The organism is Nitrosomonas sp. PY1, from assembly GCF_022836435.1.
In the GTDB taxonomy this organism is placed as follows: Bacteria; Pseudomonadota; Gammaproteobacteria; order Burkholderiales; family Nitrosomonadaceae; genus Nitrosomonas.
Genome location: NZ_BQXC01000001.1, coordinates 2404009 through 2421229, shown reverse-complemented (window position 1 = coordinate 2421229; position 17221 = coordinate 2404009). Strand labels below are relative to the sequence as shown.

The window sequence follows — 17221 nt, the reverse complement described above, 5'->3', positions numbered from 1 at the left end:
GTGACGTTTTCAATTAGTCATAAAATCGCATACAAATAGGAGCGCCCTAATTGAAGAATGGCTAATACTGCTGCGGTATTAGTATCAACCTTCGCTTGTAATGATTTGAATTAAGCGTTGTAATGTTTCTTCCGCTTTTTCATTAGCAATCTGGCATGTTCCTGCATTGGCATGACCGCCCCCTCCATATTTCAGCATCAATTCACCAATATTGGTTTGTGAAGTGCGATTCAGAATCGATTTTCCGGTTGCAAAAACCGTATTTTGTTGCTTAACGCCCCACAATACATGAATGGAAATATTGGTTTGGGGGTAAAGTGCATAAATCATGAAGCGATTGCCCGAATAAATCGTTTCTTCGTTGCGTAAATCCAATACCACCAGATTGTTATATACCTTGCTGCAACGTTGTAATTGTTCTTTAAATAGGCTTTCGTGCTTGCGATACAAATCGGAACGTTCTTTGACGTCGGCCAATTGCATGATTTCATTGATCGTGTGGTTTTTGCAGTAATCGATTAAATCCATCATGAGCTGATAATTCGAGATCCTGAAATTGTGGAAACGCCCTAAGCCAGTTCGGGAATCCATCAGATAATTCAAGAGAACCCAATCTTTCGGATGCAAGATCTCTTCACGGGAGAATTGTGCTGAGTCGGCTTTATCTACCGCCGTCATCATGTCATTCCAAGCGCTAGGAAATTTGCTTGAGCCGCCGTAATAATCGTAAACCACACGTGCTGCCGAAGGCGCTTTAGGATCGATTACATAGTTATTGCTTATTGCTTTATTACGCACGAGCTCCGATGAATGGTGATCGAACACCAAGTGTGCATTGGCAACATAAGGAAGATTCGTGGTAATGTCATTCGGCCCGATTTCGATTTTGCCGTCTTGCATATCTTTAGGGTGGACGAACAAAACATCGCCCAATATATCGAGATGCCTTAGCAAAACAGCACAAACCAATCCATCAAAATCGCTACGAGTAACTAGCCGAAATTTTTTTTCTACCATTACTAATCCCTCCAATCGATTTAGCTATTATAGATAGCGCACCATCTTCTGTAATACTTGATGTAAGGCAAAAAAAACCCTTAAATCACGGGTTGAATTTGGAGCTTAAAACGTAGCAAATAGTTTTGCAGAGACTTCAAAACGAGTAACTGTAAGATCTGAACGGCGCTGATACACATGATCATATCGTTTTCCACAGTTAAGCCGTGCGGGGTTCTCTTTGTAAATATCCAAGTATGAGCTTCTGCTAGATTTCTTCTGGCCAAGAATAGCGTAAAATAACCGGATTGCCCTGGTAGCTCAGTGGATAGAGCAACCCCCTCCTAAGGGGTAGGTCGCACGTTCGATTCGTGTTCAGGGTACCAATAAACTGATATGTTATGTACATTGAAAATCAAATCATTAATCCCGGGTTACGCCGGGGTTAATGATCAGTTGCGCTTGCTACTATTCTGTATAAGAATGGGCTATTTCTGCAACAGAACCTAAAACTCTACTGTTTTGCTCCCTTAATATTTGAGGGGGTTATCCTGGCAAGCATAAGTACATATAAATTTCTAGCCAGTATGACTTGTAATTGCGAAGCGACAGTAATTCCCTTTTTTGATAATACATTCTTTATGTTGAATATCTGCTTTTAACAAAGAAGCTAAGAAACTCAAATCGAGTGCGCAAAATCCATGATATTCTTCTGCAAGTTTATAAAAAATGCAGTTATTAGCAATAATCTCGGTACGATTTTCTGAAATCGACTTTATACTTGCATCATAACCAAGTTCACACAGAATGCTCACCGCTTCGTGCAATCTTTCAGCGGGTGATGGCTGCTCTGTCATACGGCTCTCAAACTCCCCAGCCATTTGTTCCCCAAGTGATTGTAAGCACAACTGTGATTCCCGCTCACCCAGATTCTTATCAATCCAGGAAAGAAGCAGCTTTGCAATAAATGAATAACGTCTCTGGAATAGCTCTAAACCGCTTGGAGATAATGAATAAATTTTGCATGGCCTGCCCCCTGTGCTTTCTTGCATAGTATTCTGAATAAAACCACTACCTCCAAGACTGGCAAGATGTTGATTTACTGCGTTGCGGGAAATCGATAATAATTGTGACAGCTCGTCCACCGTAAGTCCGTTTCGGTGGCGAAGTAAAGCGGTGACTAACGATTGTTGGCTCTGACCTAGCAATGATAAAGAGGACATTCTAGTTTTTTAGAATAGTTAAAATTAGAAGTTTTAGCATATTTTTATTGCAAAAGCTCCAAAATATGAAGTAAAGTAAAAGTCCTCATAATATTTATAGGAAGAGAGGAGAAATCAATGCTTACATATTTAATCATAGTTTTAGCAATTGCAGCCGTCGGCGGTGTTGTATTGGCTACAAAAATATTTTCCGGACAGTTAGCGCCGTGGCCTTTATCCATAGTGCACGCCTTATTAGGTGCAACAGGTTTGGTCATGTTAATCATGTTAGTTCTGGAAGGCTCAGGAGATGGACGCTTGACTGCTGCTCTTGGTTTGCTTGTGGTGGCTGCATTAGGTGGGTTCTATCTTGCTTCGATACATGTTAAGGGTAGCGTTGCACCAAAAAATGTCGTGCTCATTCATGCAGGCGTTGCGGTAGCCGGTTTTCTAACACTACTCAGTTTATTTATTTGATTAATCAGGAAGTAACTCTTATGAAACACCCTATCCACCCAATGCTAGTTCATTTTCCAATAGCAACCTGGTTCCTGGCAACAATAGCAGACATTGCCAGTCTTTTTACAAATGAACAAGTTGGCTGGGTAGCTGGGGTGTTACTTGTCATTGGAACGATCACTGCGTTGTTTGCCATGACGACCGGATTACTGGAGCTAGGAAAAATTGATCAACAAAGCCCGGCCCTTAAAATTGCGAATCAGCACATGATACTCGTTATGGTCAGTTGGTCTTTGTATGCGGTCAGTTTGTTTTTACGCCTAAACGGCACTCATCTCGAGCAACCCAATTTAATCGCTATATCTTTTTCGATTTTAGGATTCATTTTTCTTTGTGGTGCAGGTTGGGTGGGAGGAAAGCTCGTATATGAATACGGTATAGGTATCCATCATTTAAAGAAAGAAGATTTAAACCAATAGCTTTATTTAAGCTATCATTTTTCACAATCCGATTTATTAACTTACTTAATGTATCTTGATGCTTATGTTGCAATTCAAGAGGGAGCGATTGATGAAAACCATTTTTACTTCACTATTATTTTGTTTAATGATTAACCATGCCAATGCATTGTCGATCATTTATGACGGTTTTAAATGTACAGATGATTCAGCTATTCTCGGTGAGCCTATCAAAGTAAATTTATAGTTGAATCTGATTTAGGAAATGGCAATTATCAATTGGTATTGCTAGGTGGATATTTGTATTCTATTCCTGGTAGTAATGGTAAACCTTGCCTAAAATCAATTGAAGCTCCGGATCCGGAAACTTCAAATATAAGAGCAATAGCATATTTTAATGGCACTGTACTAGTTATTTCTTACGGACTCATATTTGAAAATAAAGGATATGTGCTAGGAAATCCTATACCATTTAATGATAATAGCTTTTTTCCAAACGCTTTCAATCTGATTTTTGATTATTCACCTACTACACAGACATTTAAACTTGTAAATGCCACAGAACTTAGCAATGGTTATGTTATGCTACAAGGAGAATCTGACACTCGAACTTTTACTTCAATACAAGCACAACCATTCATTCAAACAGAGGGAATCCAATACTTGATTAGTGAATAGTTTAATTCGTTGATAACATACCAAGATCAACCCATTGACTCCGATGTATGATGGTCATTGCTCATAAATAGGGTGTTTTATTTTCACGCAATTTATCAATGGCTCTGAGAAACAGCATTAATACAGAAAGGTTGGGCAGTTAATTCTCTGAAACCAAGAAACCAGGTATTTAAGCGAGCTTTGTAGATGTTGCTGGACGACGTTGGGTATATATTTCATTCCCATTCTATCGTTGCTGGTGGTTTGCCTGAAATATCGTAAACCACTCGGTTGATGCCACGAATCTCATTAATAATACGATTGGAAACTTTACTAAGCAGTGAATATGGCAGCTCCGCCCAGTTGGCTGTCATAAAATCCTGAGTTTGTACCGCTCGTAATGCAATCACATAGTCGTAAGTGCGCCCATCCCCCATCACGCCAACGGATTTGACCGGCAGAAAAACTGCAAAAGCTTGCGAAGTTTTTTCATACCAGCCAGAATGTTGCAATTCTTCGATAAAGATTTGATCGGCCTGTCTGAGCAATTCAGCGTATTCATACTTGACTTCACCCAGAATACGCACGCCTAGGCCTGGGCCTGGAAATGGGTGACGAAATACCATTTCCCGTGGCAAGCCTAATGCCAAGCCCAATTCACGTACTTCATCTTTGAACAATTCACGCAAGGGCTCGAGTAATTGCAAATGCAATGACTCAGGCAACCCACCAACGTTATGATGCGATTTAATTTTATGCGCTTTTTTGGTTTTGCTGCTCGCCGATTCGATGACATCAGGATAAATAGTGCCTTGTGCCAGCCATTTGGCTTCATTAATTTTTCCTGCTTCCCGCTGAAAAATTTCTACAAATTCACGACCAATCACGCGGCGCTTGGCTTCTGGATCGGTAATTCCTCTAAGGTTGCTATAGAAATCTCGGCTAGCATCGACATACATCACTTTTACCGTCAGATGATGGGTAAAAGTCTCCATCACTTGTTTAGCTTCATTGGCCCGTAACAGTCCGTTATCCACGAACACGCAGGTCAATTGCTTACCAATTGCACGATGAATCAGTACCGCCGCAACCGATGAATCCACGCCACCAGACAGCCCCAAAATAACATGATCGTTACCTACCGTTGCACGTATCTTACCGATTGCCTCATCGACATAATTCGACATTGTCCAATCGCGACCAATTGCGCAAATATCGTGCACAAATCGATCAAGAATAGCTTTTCCTTGCAAAGTGTGCGTTACCTCGGGATGAAATTGCACACCGTAAAAGCGGCGTTGATCGTCTGCCATTGCTGCAATTGGCGTGACTGCATTGTGCGCCATGACAGAAAACCCAGTTGGAAGAGAAACCACTGAATCGCCATGACTCATCCACACGTCTAAGAAATCACTACCTTGCCTACTAGTTCGATCTTTAATTTCATGAAGCAGCGCCCCATCTTTAGAGGTTTCAATCTCAGCATAGCCAAACTCACGGACTCTAGCATTTTCAACTACACCACCTAGCTGTGCCGCCATGGTTTGCATCCCATAACATATACCCAATACTGGAACATTGAGTTCAAATACGATTTGAGGTGCGCGCGGTGTTTCTTCAACGTTAACCGAAGCAGGACCGCCGGAGAGTATGATACCTTTGGGCGCAAATGCGACAATAAACTCTGCACTCACATCATAAGGGTGCAATTCACAATACACATTAGTTTCACGGATACGTCGGGCAATCAATTGCGTATATTGAGAACCAAAATCAAGGATGAGAATTTTCTGATGCATCAGATTAAGGATTAATTGTTATTTAATTTGGTAGTTAGGCGCTTCTTTGGTGATTTGCACATCATGTACATGCGATTCATGAATTCCTGCGGAAGTAATTTCGACAAATTTCGCTTTATCATGCATATCGGCAATTGTTTCACAACCCAAATAACCCATGCTTGAGCGTACGCCTCCAATGAGTTGATGAATGACCGAAGCAATATTTCCTTTGAAAGGCACTCGACCTTCTACTCCTTCGGGTACCAATTTGTCATTGTTTTTTTGTTCTCTTTCTTGAAAGTAACGATCGCTTGAACCTTGTTGCATTGCTGATAAAGACCCCATGCCACGATAAGTTTTATAAGCACGCCCTTGGAAAAGCTCAATTTCACCGGGTGCTTCCGTCGTGCCGGCAAATAACCCACCCAACATGACAGTACTGGCGCCAGCAGCTAGTGCTTTTGCAATATCACCGGAATAACGAATACCGCCATCGACGATGGTCGGAATGCCGCTACCCTTGAGCGCTTCTGATACGTTATGAATCGCGGTGATTTGCGGTACGCCTACGCCCGCAACAATACGCGTGGTACAAATAGACCCAGGACCAATGCCCACTTTTACCGCATCAGCGCCACTATCAACCAATGCTCTTGCTCCATCTGCAGTGGCAACATTGCCGCCAATCACTTGCAGTTTGGGAAATTTCTTTTTCAGCCACGTAATGCGATCCAATACACCTTGTGAATGACCGTGCGCAGTATCGACAATAATCACATCAACACCAGCTTCCACCAGGGCAATTGCGCGCTCATCGCTGCCTTCACCCACGCCGATTGCAGCACCGACGCACAAGCTCCCTTGCTCATCCTTGTTGGCTGAAGGATATTCAGAAGTTTTGACGATGTCTTTTACTGTAATCAAGCCGCATAATTCAAACTGGTCGTTGACAACTAATAGGCGCTCCAATCGATGTTTATGCAATAACGCCAACACTTGCTCTCGCGCTGTATCTTCCTTAACCGTCACTAAGTGAGCTTTCGGTGTCATAATGTGCTTAATCGTTTGATCTAAATTATTTTCAAAACGCAAATCACGATTTGTCACAATACCGACCACTTTTTTCCCTTTCACCACCGGTAATCCGGATATCTTATGTCTGCGTATCATTTCCAATACTTCGCGCACAGTCATATCCGGGTGAATCGTGATCGGATCCTTGACAACGCCACTCTCAAAACGTTTGACTTGCGCAACCTGCATTGCCTGCGCTTCGATCGTCATGTTTTTGTGAATGATACCGATGCCTCCTTCTTGCGCTAACGCAATGGCAAGCGGAGCTTCTGTTACGGTATCCATTGCCGCTGATAATAGCGGTATATTGAGTGTGATGGTCGAAGTCAATTGTGTCGCCAGACTTACATCACGTGGCAGAACTGTTGAATGAGCAGGAATGAGTAGTACATCATCAAAAGTAAGCGCTTTTTCAGTTAACTGCATAGCATGTCAATCCTTGGCAAAGCGATATTATAGCCAAAAAATAGGTTAATTCTCGTTTAGAATGCAGTATATTTCCAGGTATCATGATGTAATGTCATCAATCTTTCGTAAATACAGTTGAGCTGATTAACTACACTCTTTAGGAGAAAACAGTGAGATTTCTTGTATTAACAGGATTCGTAATGTTCAACCTTATAATGAATTCCCACTCGTTCGCACAGGTGTACAAATGGGTCGATGAAAGCGGTAAAACACAATATACAGACCGTCCGCCACCGCCCGGTATGACAACTGAAAAAAAACATTTTAATACCAAAGGAACATCTCCCTCATCCTCTAATGCGAGTGGTACCAATCAATCGCAAAATTTATCTGAAGCCAGAGAGGCGCTCGACAAGCGTCAAGCGGAGCGGAAAGAAGAACAAGCCAAACAACAGAGTAAAGTAGAAGAAAATAAACAAAAATGTACTGAAGCGCAGACCCGGTTACGCATGTATACTGAATCACCTCGTTTAACCGTACCAGATGGAGCAGGTGGCATTGCGTATGTAGATGATAACGAACGGCAAAAGAAAATCGATCAAACAAACAAAGATATTGCAACGCATTGTAAAAAATAAATCTAATGCAATTTTAAAAAGCTAATGATAATTCACACAAAATCGTTTGGTCTAACAGTTGTTTTTTTGTTATCACTGGGAGGCTTTGGTTACTTGGGAGCAACTGCTGAAACACCGGTTTTTCATCCTGTACCTGACAATACCTTAGCATCTCAGAACGAGAATGCACCTTCCCTCAATCAGATAAATGAATCAATTCCGGGTGGCGCTACCATCCTCATATCAGATTTAAGAGCAAATGATCGTTATGCCGATTCATCGCATAATAAGGAACGAAAAAGAATTGTGGATGAAAGCTCCGATCTCGCTTTTCAAAATAAAAGTGTTGATTCAACGCCTGGTGCTGAACTTATCGACGAATACGAACAGCGCATGACACAATTGGAACAAGATGCCGACAATAGCGCCAATGATTTACATAAACTCAATCAAAAAATTGACACGCTCGCTGCCCAAATCGCTAATATCCAAACGGCCGTTCAAGCAATCAACATTCATTCAATCATTGAATCCGTTGCAGTTAAAAGTTCTGACACAAATATCATCACAGATTTGTCTCGGCAACCAGAACCAGAAAGCGATGCTCCTTTGGCAGTAGCAGTTTTGAACAACATACAGAGCGATGATATCGCAACAGAATATTTTGCTGATATCGATCTACTTTTGATGGTAGGCCTATCGCTGACATTACTCATTACTATCGTACTGTTGAATGTTTATCGTAAATCCAAGTCGAGAAGAAAATCCCGTCGGGATGAATATGATGTGGCAGTCATTGAACCTATCGATCGCCATCGTTTTCAAGGGCTTTTTAATAGAAAAAGCAAATCATCCGGGATTCAGCCATCCGATAATGTCGTGGCACGTACTTCTAAGATGGCTGCGCAAGCCAGCCGGATGATCGAGCAAGGGGCATCGAAAGAATTGGCAATTCAATTTTTACAAAAGCAATTGGCGGTCGATCGTCTTGATGTTTATGGATGGTTGCAGTTATTCGAATTGTTATACCAGGTAGGCGATAAAGCTGATTTCAAGAAGAATGCTCGGCGTTTCAAAAGATTGAATGAGTTTCCTGATATCTGGGCGCAAATACAAACCCTGGGTAATCGGCTCGAGCCAAATGAATCCTTATATTTTGACGATCAAAAACGTCAAGAGAAATTCTTTTCGGATAAGCCCACATTTGAATAGGTATGTTCTGTATCTATTTTTTCTAAACAATTACCACGAGTAATCAATGCTATATGACAGTTCGAAAGACTGTCGAGACTGAATAAGATCTGCCCTTTTTCTATGTTCTATGCTGCCACTCTAGCCGGCAGTGAGGCAATGCATTATAGTGAATGCACGTTCTTACTGTGATTGAACAGATAGCGTGACGATTGGTAAGTAGAACAAGGAGAAAATATGTCCAACGTACTTGATTTAATTTTTTTTAGTATCGCCGCAATGCTTGGCATGGTAATAGTCGTTCTGGTCATTGTTTGGTTCATCCAAGATGTAACGCAAAAGAAACATTCGATTTTACGCAATTACCCGGTCATCGGGCGCTTACGCTTTTTTTTTGAAACCCAGGGAAAATATTTTCGCCAATACTTTTTTGCTAATGACCGTGATGAAATGCCTTTTGATCGCGCCACGCGTACTTGGGTTTATAAAAGCGCCAAGAACGAAGGCAGTTTGATTGGTTTTGGTTCCACTAACGATTTGCGTCAACCTGGTTCGGTTATTTTCGTCAATGCTGCTTTTCCAATTCAGGAAGAAGATCAATTGCCTACGCCGTCATTGTATATCGGTCAAGGCTACTGCGAACATCCATTCGAAGCCAAATCCATCATCAATATCAGCGCCATGAGTTATGGTGCCCTCTCCAAGCCTGCGATACGGGCGTTATCGCTCGGTGCAGCACAAGCTGGCTGTTGGTTGAATACTGGTGAGGGCGGTTTGTCGCCGTATCACCTGGAGGGAGGGGGTGATTTGATCATGCAGATAGGCACCGCCAAATACGGAATTCGTGACGAGCATGGCAATTTTTCTCCGCAGCGAGCCAAAGAATTGAGCAAAGTTGTCAAAGCGTTTGAGATCAAGTTATCGCAAGGTGCAAAACCCGGGAAAGGTGGATTATTGCCAGCTACCAAAGTGAGTAGTGAGATTGCTATGATACGCGGTATTCCTGAAAATCAAGCTTCGATCAGTCCAAATCGCCATAAGGATATCAATAGCATTGACGAGTTACTCGATAAAATCAGTCACCTTCGCGAATTGACCGGTCGTCCGATCGGAGTCAAAACGGCTATCGGAGGATGGAATTTTATCAATGAACTATGCGATAACATCAATCGTCGTGGATTGGAGTATGCTCCGGATTTTCTTACCATTGACGGCGGTGAAGGCGGTAGCGGCGCAGCGCCCCAAAGCTTGATGGACCATGTTAGTCTGCCTATTTCAGAAGCGCTACCGCGTGTGGTGGACGCACTTATCCAATCCAACCTGAGAAGCCGTATTTATGTTGTCGCTGCAGGAAAACTGGTTACTTCTTCAGAAGGGGCATGGGCACTTTGTGCTGGCGCTGATTTTGTCAATACCGCACGAGGATTCATGTTTTCACTTGGCTGCATTCAAGCGATGCGTTGTCATCTCAATACCTGCCCAACCGGAATCACGACGCATGATGTGCGCTTGCAGAATGGCTTGGTGGTGGAAGAAAAATATTTGCGCGTGGCTAATTACGCTATAAATGTTAACAAGGAAATCAATATGATTGCTCATTCCTGCGGTTTGCACCATGCCCGTCAATTTAAACGAGAGCATGTACGTATCGTTGAAACAGCCGGTAAAAGCACTGCTTTGAACATGCTTTACCCGTATCCGGAAATACTCAGTAACAATACCCACGCATCCTGAGATATGCGGATTCTCGTGGAATCCGGAGTTTCATATCAGCGCTTTCTAGAAAAAATGAACTGACCCTGGTAGGGGCGATTATTTTAAAGCAATTTGCGTTGAAACATATTCACCCCACCATCTTTGATAAACCAAAGATGGCTCTTTCATTACTGTCAGAGAAAACTTTTTCGCGTGCTTGCTGCCAAGGCAACCATTGATAACTGAGATGCTCGCGAGTTGCAATTTTTATGGGTAATACTTCAGGTAAACACAAACCAAATACGTGCTCCGTATTGACAGTAACTCCTGGTGCGTAGCGCCAGCGCCATTCCTCGTAAATTTTATATTGGTTGGTTATTTGCCAGTTCTGTAATTCATAGGTAAGCGCATTCAATCCCGTTTCTTCAAAAACTTCACGCACGGCTGTTTGGTATAACGTTTCACCCGGATCTTGACTGCCGGTTATCGACTGCCAGTAGCCCGGATGATCAGCTCGCTCCAATAACAAAACTTGTAAATCATTGGTGTAAATAACGACTAAGACTGAAATAGGAATTTTGTACATGATCGTACAAGAATTTAGCCACTTACTCCCGGCTTAGCTTCTACTTGGCGCAAACGGATATTCAATTCACGCAATTGTTTTTCATCTACCGAGCTAGGAGCTTGTGTCAATAGACACTGTGCACGTTGTGTTTTAGGAAATGCGATTACATCTCGAATCGACTCAGATCCAGTCATCATAGTTAAAATACGATCCAATCCGAAAGCGATACCGCCATGAGGAGGGGCGCCATATTGCAGTGCTTGTAACAAAAAACCAAATTTTTCTTGTGCTTCTTGCTCTGAAATATTCAACGCACGAAATACTTTAGATTGAATATCCTGACGATGGATCCGCACCGATCCACCACCGATTTCGGAACCGTTCAACACCATGTCGTATGCTTTTGAGAGCGCTTTACCAGGATCGCTCTCCAGAAAATTTTCATGACCATCTATTGGAGAGGTGAATGGGTGGTGCAGCGCTTGCCAGCGATTTTCTTCTTCATCGCGTTCAAACATAGGAAAATCAACTACCCACAAAGGTTTCCAATTCAATTCGGCATGTCCATGTTGATGACCGATTTTGATACGCAATGCACCAAGCGATTCATTGACGACTTTAGCTGTATCCGCACCAAAAAATATTAAATCTCCTCCTTGTGCTTGAGTACGTTGCAGAATTGCTTGAACGGTGTTTTCAGGTAGGAATTTGAGAATCGGTGATTGTAATCCTTCCATGCCATTTTCAATACTGTTCACTTTGATGTATGCCAAGCCTTTTGCGCCATAAATGGCTACGAAACTGGTGTAGTCATCAATCTCTTTGCGGGATAATTCCGCTCCCTTGGGTATGCGTAACGCCGCAACACGGCCGCCCGGTTTTTCCGCAGCTTCACGAAACACCTTAAAAGATACCTCTTTCATGAGATCCGTGAGCTCTGTAAACTCCAATGGCACGCGTAAATCAGGCTTGTCCGAGCCATACCGGAACATTGCTTCAGCGTAAGTGATGCGTGGAAACGGGTTCGGTAAATCGACATTGATCACGCTTCTGAATAAATTGCGGATCATTTCTTCCATCAATTGCATAATCTCATCGGCAGATAAAAAGGATGTCTCGATATCGATTTGCGTAAATTCTGGCTGCCGGTCGGCACGTAAATCCTCATCGCGAAAACAACGCGTAATCTGATAATAACGATCAAATCCCGAGATCATCAGTAGTTGTTTAAACAATTGGGGTGACTGCGGAAGTGCAAAAAAGTGTCCTGCATTTACTCGGGATGGCACCAGATAATCGCGCGCGCCTTCCGGTGTTGATTTGGTCAGCATCGGTGTTTCAATATCCAGAAATCCATGCTGATCGAGAAACACCCGTACCGCCATTGCTACTCGATGACGTAACCGCAAATTGGATTGCATCACAGGACGCCGCAAATCCAGGTAGCGATGCTCCAGTCGCACCACTTCACTGATGTTATCGTCATCCATTAAGAAAGGTGGCGTCAAGGAAGGATTGAGCACTTCAATTTCTGCAACCAATACTTCGATCTCACCACTATACAGTGCAGAATTGACTGTTCCTTCCGGGCGTGGACGAACCTTACCGGAAATTTTCAAAACATATTCATTACGTATCTTTTCAGCAATCTGGAAAGTCGCGGCGTTATCGGGATCGCAAACAATCTGCACCAACCCTTCACGATCGCGTAGATCAATAAAAATTACACCACCATGATCTCGACGTCGATGAACCCAACCGAAGAGCGTAACTGATGTATCGAGATAGTTCGTATTAATGGCGCCGCAGTAGTTGGTACGCATATTTTTGATCATCTGAAATTGATAATTTTCGATTGTTGTTGAGTGATTCAAGCTATTAGATAATCTAATGAACTGCTAGCTGTAATACTTGCGAGACTAACCTTCAGATACTGTGCTAGAAGTTGTACTACTTGTTTTACCTGGACTTGATTCTGAAGATGTCGCAGGTGCTGATTGCTTTGCTTCTGCAGATACGGTTGTATCATTTTTAACATTCTTTTCAGTCGGTGAGGTATTCGACGGCTTTACTTGGTTATTTTTAAAATCTGTTACATACCATCCACTGCCCTTTAGCTGAAATCCCGCCGCAGATATGCGTTTAATATAATCATTACTGCCACAGTTTGGACATACGGCAATAGGCGCATCACTAATTTTTTGTAAATGCTCTTTCTCAGCACCGCACGCATTGCAAAGATATTCGTATATAGGCATTACCACCAACCATTCAATGATATTTGAAAAACCAGTAATTATAACTTAGTCATTGCTATTTTATGAATAGCACAGTGTCAGGAATCGTAAAAAATACCATGTATCTGAACGAAAATTTAGGTTGTTCTCTGCATTGTTAGCACCCCACTCCGCGTTGTTCTGTGAATACCTTGTCATGTGTGCGGCACGATGGTCGGTTCGGTCGGATCGCTGTTGCATGGCTTATTTCTACTGTCATACTTGTCTGACTTGGTGACAAAGTACTCGCTGATTTTGCCACTCTGTTTCATGTTTGTAGTCGAAAAACTGCTTAAACCAATGATTTGCTGGCACACAAATTCCATTCGGTCTTTCTGCTCTTTGATGCTTTATCCTACAAGAGTGTGGTGGTAACATAACAGTCCCCTCTAATTGGGATAAAAAAATGGCAGGGCATAGCAAGTGGGCTAATATCAAACACAAGAAAGCTGCGCAAGATGCAAAACGTGGCAAGGTTTTTACTCGTCTTATCAAGGAAATCACTGTGGCAGCTCGTATGGGCGGCGGCGATGCTGATAGCAATCCTCGTTTACGCCTGGCGGTTGATAAAGCATATGATCAAAATATGCCTAAAGATAACGTTGAAAGGGCAATTAAACGGGGCAGTGGCGCTCTTGATGGTGTCGACTATGAGGAAATTCGTTACGAAGGATACGGTGTGGCAGGTGCTGCGGTAATGGTGGATTGCATGACCGATAATCGAGTGCGTACCGTTGCTGATGTGCGTCATGCATTTTCTAAAAATGGTGGAAATTTAGGTACGGATGGATCGGTCAGTTTTTTGTTTAAACATTGTGGCCAGTTGGTTTTTGCACCCGGCACCAATGAAGAAAAGCTCATAGAAGCGGCGTTAGAAGGTGGTGCTGAGGACGTTATCAGTAATGACGATGGCAGTATCGAAGTGATGACCGCGCCGTACGAGTTTATTACAGTGAAAACTGCATTGGAAAAAGCAGGCTTTAAAGCAGAATTTGCTGAAGTGACTATGAAATCAAGCAATGAAGCATTACTGATTGGAGATGATGCGATAAAAATGCAAAAATTGTTAGATGCATTGGAAAATCTTGATGACGTTCAGAATGTATATACCACAGCAATCATAGATGCATAATTGTCGGATTCACAGGTGACAAAATCCGCATACTTGGCATAGATCCAGGTCTACGCATTACCGGTTTCGGTGTGATAGACAAAAGTGGAAATCATTTGGCCTATGTCGGCAGTGGGTGCGTCAAAACATCTGAAGGTGAATTGCCAATTCGGCTCAAGTCGATTCTCGATAACTTAGGAGAGGTGATCGTTCAATATCAACCGGATCAAGTCGCTATCGAGCAGGTATTTGTCAATATTAATCCCAAGTCGACCTTACTATTGGGTCAAGCGCGTGGTGCCGCAATTTGTGCGGCGATGCTCAATAATCTGAAAGTAAGTGAATACACAGCATTACAAATTAAGCAGGCTGTGGTTGGAAATGGTCATGCGAGAAAAAATCAAGTACAAGAAATGGTGATGAGATTGCTCGGTTTGGCCAATTGCCCCAATGCCGATGCGGCGGATGCGCTGGCCTGTGCGATTTGTCATGCACATGGTGGATTTGGTCTTGGAAAGATTGCACTCGGGGGTTATCGCATGAAACGGGGTCGCTTAGTATGATCGGGCGGCTTACAGGAGTCTTGTTGGAAAAGCGCCCTCCCCAAGTGTTGCTTAACATTCAAGGGGTCAGTTATGAGGTTGATGTGCCAATGAGTACATTTTATGACCTCCCTGCAATCGGCGCTCATGTGACATTACACACCCATTTGATTATTCGTGAAGACGCCCATTTGTTATTCGGTTTTGCAACCGAAATGGAGCGACAAGTTTTCCGTCAACTCATCAAAATTTCTGGAATCGGAGCAAGAACGGCTTTGTCGCTTTTATCCGGTTTGAGTGTACTTGATTTGCAGCAAGCTGTTGCTGCACAGGATGGAACGCTTCTGACGAGAGTTCCGGGCATTGGTAAAAAAACCGCTGAACGTTTGCTGTTGGAACTGCGCGATAAATTGGATCTAGCAGGAGTGACGTTCGATAAATCTACTGCAATACTGCATGGCAGTGATGTATTAAATGCATTGTTATCACTGGGTTATAGTGAGCGTGAAGCAAGCTGGGCAGTTAAACAAATCCCAGCTAATACAACCGTATCCGATAGCATACGCCAGGCTCTGCAGCTATTATCGAAAGAGAAGAAATAACGGAAAATTGATCGCATGATAGAAACAGACCGCCTCATTGCCACGGTAGCTGCCTCTTCACAGGAAGAAGCGTTAGAACGTGCGTTGCGTCCAAAGTATCTGGAAGAATATGTCGGTCAAGAGAAAATTCGCGAACAGTTAGAGATTTTCATTCAAGCGGCAAGAAATCGCCGCGAAGCGCTCGATCATGTTTTGCTATTTGGCCCACCCGGTTTGGGAAAAACAACGCTTGCACATATTATTGCAAAAGAAATGGGAGTTAGTTTGCGGCAAACATCGGGACCGGTTCTGGAACGCGCTGGTGATTTAGCGGCGCTGCTGACAAATTTGGAATCAAACGATATTTTGTTTATTGATGAGATTCACCGGCTTTCACCAGTGGTGGAAGAAATTCTTTATCCGGCATTGGAAGATTATCAATTGGATATCATGATTGGCGAAGGCCCTGCTGCCCGTTCCGTGAAACTCGATTTACCTCCGTTTACTTTGATTGGCGCAACGACTCGTGCAGGTATGTTGACGAATCCGTTACGGGATCGATTCGGTATTATTTCGCGTCTCGAATTTTATACCCCCGAAGAACTCACTAAAATTGTGATGCGCTCAGCAGGTTTATTGGAGGTAAATATTTTATCCGACGGCGCCTTTGAAATTGCGCGCAGATCACGAGGAACCCCCCGTATTGCCAATCGCTTGTTGCGCCGTGTACGGGATTTTGCTGAAGTTAAATCGGATGGTCATGTGAATCGTGCGGTGGCCGATGCAGCTTTAGATATGCTGGATGTCGATAAAATAGGCTTGGATGTTATGGATCGGAAATTGCTACTCACTGTATTGGAAAAATTTTCGGGTGGTCCGGTTGGTGTGGATAACCTTTCTGCTGCTATTAGCGAAGAACGCGATACTATAGAAGATGTATTAGAGCCTTATTTAATACAACAAGGTTTCCTCAAGAGGACTCCGCGAGGACGGGTGGCTACGTCCATAGCCTACCAGCATTTCGGCATGACACCAGCCAAAGATTCATTGCATTATGATCTTTGGAAAGAGAGTGAGTCGTAGTCAATAATTTTATCGCTGTCCTATTATGTCTATCCAAACATTAAGAATTATTATCGCTATTTTAGTGACCGTGATGGCGATGCTTTATTTTCATACCGGTCGCGAAAAAGATTTTTATGAAAAGAGTGCACAGCCTGCGATCACGCAGATACTCGGTGAAATCTCTAATTGGCAGAAAGATACACTATTGACGCATCTTGCACCTGAGGCTAAGCAAAATATCTCAGATGAGCAACTAGATAAATTGATGGAGCAATATCGAAGATTAGGACGCTTTCGGTCTATACAAGAAATAAATTTTTCTCGCACGGTCAGCGCATTTTCTTTAATTGGTGAGAAACGCATTAATTATTCAGGAATTGCTAATTTTGAGAATGGAGCCGCTAGTTTAAATATAACCTTAGTTGAGCGAGGGGGATTCTTTTTGGTGTACAATTTTGCTCTGACTCAAATTGCGGAGAAATAACTTATAATAATAAATCAGAAGCTTGAAATGTTTTGTGGAAGACTATACAGTAACGA

Annotated in this window: 18 protein-coding genes and 1 tRNA gene; 12 read left to right on the top strand and 7 right to left on the bottom strand. The window is 42.8% G+C overall.

Features of this window, described 5'->3' with window-relative positions; all coding sequences use genetic code 11:
• Positions 1 to 84 precede the first annotated feature (84 nt).
• Complete coding sequence (locus tag W03_RS11255) at positions 85 to 1017, bottom strand: exopolyphosphatase (protein WP_244073369.1); 933 nt, start codon at positions 1015 to 1017, stop codon at positions 85 to 87.
• 289 nt (positions 1018 to 1306) lie between these two features.
• On the opposite strand from W03_RS11255, the gene W03_RS11250 reads away from it, so the two are divergent.
• A tRNA-Arg gene (locus tag W03_RS11250) sits at positions 1307 to 1382 on the top strand.
• A gap of 192 nt (positions 1383 to 1574) precedes the next feature.
• On the opposite strand, the gene W03_RS11245 is transcribed toward W03_RS11250, so the two are convergent.
• On the bottom strand, positions 1575 to 2219 hold the full coding sequence (locus W03_RS11245; RefSeq protein ID WP_244073368.1) for a metalloregulator ArsR/SmtB family transcription factor: 645 nt from the start codon (positions 2217 to 2219) through the stop codon (positions 1575 to 1577).
• Between the two features lie 117 nt (positions 2220 to 2336).
• On the opposite strand from W03_RS11245, the gene W03_RS11240 reads away from it, so the two are divergent.
• The 3 genes from W03_RS11240 to W03_RS11230 all read left to right on the top strand — a co-directional run bounded on the left by W03_RS11240 (position 2337) and on the right by W03_RS11230 (position 3793).
• A complete protein-coding gene (locus W03_RS11240; protein ID WP_244073367.1) occupies positions 2337 to 2675 on the top strand; it encodes a hypothetical protein in 339 nt (112 codons plus the stop codon).
• 20 nt (positions 2676 to 2695) lie between these two features.
• Positions 2696 to 3136, top strand: a complete 441-nt coding sequence (locus W03_RS11235) for a DUF2231 domain-containing protein (protein WP_244073365.1) — start codon at positions 2696 to 2698, stop codon at positions 3134 to 3136.
• Between the two features lie 279 nt (positions 3137 to 3415).
• Complete coding sequence (locus tag W03_RS11230; RefSeq protein ID WP_244073363.1) at positions 3416 to 3793, top strand: hypothetical protein; 378 nt, start codon at positions 3416 to 3418, stop codon at positions 3791 to 3793.
• A gap of 215 nt (positions 3794 to 4008) precedes the next feature.
• On the opposite strand, the gene guaA is transcribed toward W03_RS11230, so the two are convergent.
• Both guaA and guaB read right to left on the bottom strand, forming a co-directional pair.
• Positions 4009 to 5571: a glutamine-hydrolyzing GMP synthase gene (gene guaA, locus W03_RS11225; RefSeq protein WP_244073361.1), complete on the bottom strand. Its 1563-nt coding sequence runs from the start codon at positions 5569 to 5571 to the stop codon at positions 4009 to 4011.
• Positions 5572 to 5589: 18 nt separating this feature from the next.
• Positions 5590 to 7053 carry an IMP dehydrogenase gene (gene guaB / locus W03_RS11220; protein ID WP_244073359.1) on the bottom strand — a complete coding sequence of 488 codons (1464 nt, stop codon included), beginning with the start codon at positions 7051 to 7053 and terminating at the stop codon, positions 5590 to 5592.
• Between the two features lie 182 nt (positions 7054 to 7235).
• On the opposite strand from guaB, the gene W03_RS11215 reads away from it, so the two are divergent.
• The 3 genes from W03_RS11215 (at position 7236) to W03_RS11205 (ending at position 10577) form a co-directional block, all read left to right on the top strand.
• On the top strand, positions 7236 to 7673 hold the full coding sequence (locus tag W03_RS11215; RefSeq protein ID WP_244073357.1) for a DUF4124 domain-containing protein: 438 nt from the start codon (positions 7236 to 7238) through the stop codon (positions 7671 to 7673).
• A gap of 24 nt (positions 7674 to 7697) precedes the next feature.
• Positions 7698 to 8864 (top strand): hypothetical protein, encoded by a 1167-nt coding sequence (locus W03_RS11210; protein WP_244073355.1) that lies wholly within the window; start codon positions 7698 to 7700, stop codon positions 8862 to 8864.
• A gap of 216 nt (positions 8865 to 9080) precedes the next feature.
• Positions 9081 to 10577 (top strand): FMN-binding glutamate synthase family protein, encoded by a 1497-nt coding sequence (locus tag W03_RS11205; protein WP_244073353.1) that lies wholly within the window; start codon positions 9081 to 9083, stop codon positions 10575 to 10577.
• A gap of 109 nt (positions 10578 to 10686) precedes the next feature.
• On the opposite strand, the gene nudB is transcribed toward W03_RS11205, so the two are convergent.
• From nudB to W03_RS11190, 3 genes are all read right to left on the bottom strand, one after another.
• Positions 10687 to 11124 (bottom strand): dihydroneopterin triphosphate diphosphatase, encoded by a 438-nt coding sequence (gene nudB, locus W03_RS11200; protein WP_244073352.1) that lies wholly within the window; start codon positions 11122 to 11124, stop codon positions 10687 to 10689.
• 14 nt (positions 11125 to 11138) lie between these two features.
• On the bottom strand, positions 11139 to 12929 hold the full coding sequence (aspS, locus tag W03_RS11195; protein WP_244073743.1) for an aspartate--tRNA ligase: 1791 nt from the start codon (positions 12927 to 12929) through the stop codon (positions 11139 to 11141).
• A gap of 96 nt (positions 12930 to 13025) precedes the next feature.
• The gene (locus W03_RS11190; protein ID WP_244073350.1) at positions 13026 to 13364 is read right to left on the bottom strand and encodes a zinc ribbon domain-containing protein; all 339 of its coding nucleotides are present in this window, start codon (positions 13362 to 13364) and stop codon (positions 13026 to 13028) included.
• A 424-nt stretch (positions 13365 to 13788) separates the two neighbouring features.
• On the opposite strand from W03_RS11190, the gene W03_RS11185 reads away from it, so the two are divergent.
• The 5 genes from W03_RS11185 to W03_RS11165 are packed head-to-tail and all read left to right on the top strand — an operon-like array spanning position 13789 to position 17165.
• Positions 13789 to 14514 carry a YebC/PmpR family DNA-binding transcriptional regulator gene (locus W03_RS11185; RefSeq protein ID WP_244073349.1) on the top strand — a complete coding sequence of 242 codons (726 nt, stop codon included), beginning with the start codon at positions 13789 to 13791 and terminating at the stop codon, positions 14512 to 14514.
• Between the two features lie 23 nt (positions 14515 to 14537).
• Entirely contained in the window at positions 14538 to 15056 is a 519-nt protein-coding gene (ruvC, locus tag W03_RS11180; RefSeq protein WP_244073742.1) for a crossover junction endodeoxyribonuclease RuvC, read from the top strand.
• Positions 15053 to 15637: a Holliday junction branch migration protein RuvA gene (gene ruvA, locus W03_RS11175; RefSeq protein WP_244073343.1), complete on the top strand. Its 585-nt coding sequence runs from the start codon at positions 15053 to 15055 to the stop codon at positions 15635 to 15637. The genes ruvC and ruvA overlap by 4 nt, the downstream gene beginning before the upstream one ends.
• A 15-nt stretch (positions 15638 to 15652) precedes the next feature.
• Entirely contained in the window at positions 15653 to 16699 is a 1047-nt protein-coding gene (ruvB, locus tag W03_RS11170) for a Holliday junction branch migration DNA helicase RuvB (protein WP_244073341.1), read from the top strand.
• 25 nt (positions 16700 to 16724) lie between these two features.
• Positions 16725 to 17165: a hypothetical protein gene (locus W03_RS11165; protein WP_244073340.1), complete on the top strand. Its 441-nt coding sequence runs from the start codon at positions 16725 to 16727 to the stop codon at positions 17163 to 17165.
• Positions 17166 to 17221 lie beyond the last annotated feature (56 nt).

Excerpts from the sequence above, each read along its gene's own strand:
- W03_RS11255 (WP_244073369.1), bottom strand. The coding sequence starts at position 1,017 with ATGGTAGAAAAAAAATTTCGGCTAGTTACTCGTAGCGATTTTGATGGA.
- W03_RS11245 (WP_244073368.1), bottom strand. The coding sequence starts at position 2,219 with ATGTCCTCTTTATCATTGCTAGGTCAGAGCCAACAATCGTTAGTCACC.
- W03_RS11240 (WP_244073367.1), top strand. The coding sequence starts at position 2,337 with ATGCTTACATATTTAATCATAGTTTTAGCAATTGCAGCCGTCGGCGGT.
- W03_RS11235 (WP_244073365.1), top strand. The coding sequence starts at position 2,696 with ATGAAACACCCTATCCACCCAATGCTAGTTCATTTTCCAATAGCAACC.
- guaA (WP_244073361.1), bottom strand. The coding sequence starts at position 5,571 with ATGCATCAGAAAATTCTCATCCTTGATTTTGGTTCTCAATATACGCAA.
- guaB (WP_244073359.1), bottom strand. The coding sequence starts at position 7,053 with ATGCAGTTAACTGAAAAAGCGCTTACTTTTGATGATGTACTACTCATT.
- W03_RS11215 (WP_244073357.1), top strand. The coding sequence starts at position 7,236 with ATGTTCAACCTTATAATGAATTCCCACTCGTTCGCACAGGTGTACAAA.
- W03_RS11210 (WP_244073355.1), top strand. The coding sequence starts at position 7,698 with ATGATAATTCACACAAAATCGTTTGGTCTAACAGTTGTTTTTTTGTTA.
- W03_RS11205 (WP_244073353.1), top strand. The coding sequence starts at position 9,081 with ATGTCCAACGTACTTGATTTAATTTTTTTTAGTATCGCCGCAATGCTT.
- nudB (WP_244073352.1), bottom strand. The coding sequence starts at position 11,124 with ATGTACAAAATTCCTATTTCAGTCTTAGTCGTTATTTACACCAATGAT.
- aspS (WP_244073743.1), bottom strand. The coding sequence starts at position 12,929 with ATGCGTACCAACTACTGCGGCGCCATTAATACGAACTATCTCGATACA.
- W03_RS11190 (WP_244073350.1), bottom strand. The coding sequence starts at position 13,364 with ATGCCTATATACGAATATCTTTGCAATGCGTGCGGTGCTGAGAAAGAG.
- W03_RS11185 (WP_244073349.1), top strand. The coding sequence starts at position 13,789 with ATGGCAGGGCATAGCAAGTGGGCTAATATCAAACACAAGAAAGCTGCG.
- ruvA (WP_244073343.1), top strand. The coding sequence starts at position 15,053 with ATGATCGGGCGGCTTACAGGAGTCTTGTTGGAAAAGCGCCCTCCCCAA.
- ruvB (WP_244073341.1), top strand. The coding sequence starts at position 15,653 with ATGATAGAAACAGACCGCCTCATTGCCACGGTAGCTGCCTCTTCACAG.
- W03_RS11165 (WP_244073340.1), top strand. The coding sequence starts at position 16,725 with ATGTCTATCCAAACATTAAGAATTATTATCGCTATTTTAGTGACCGTG.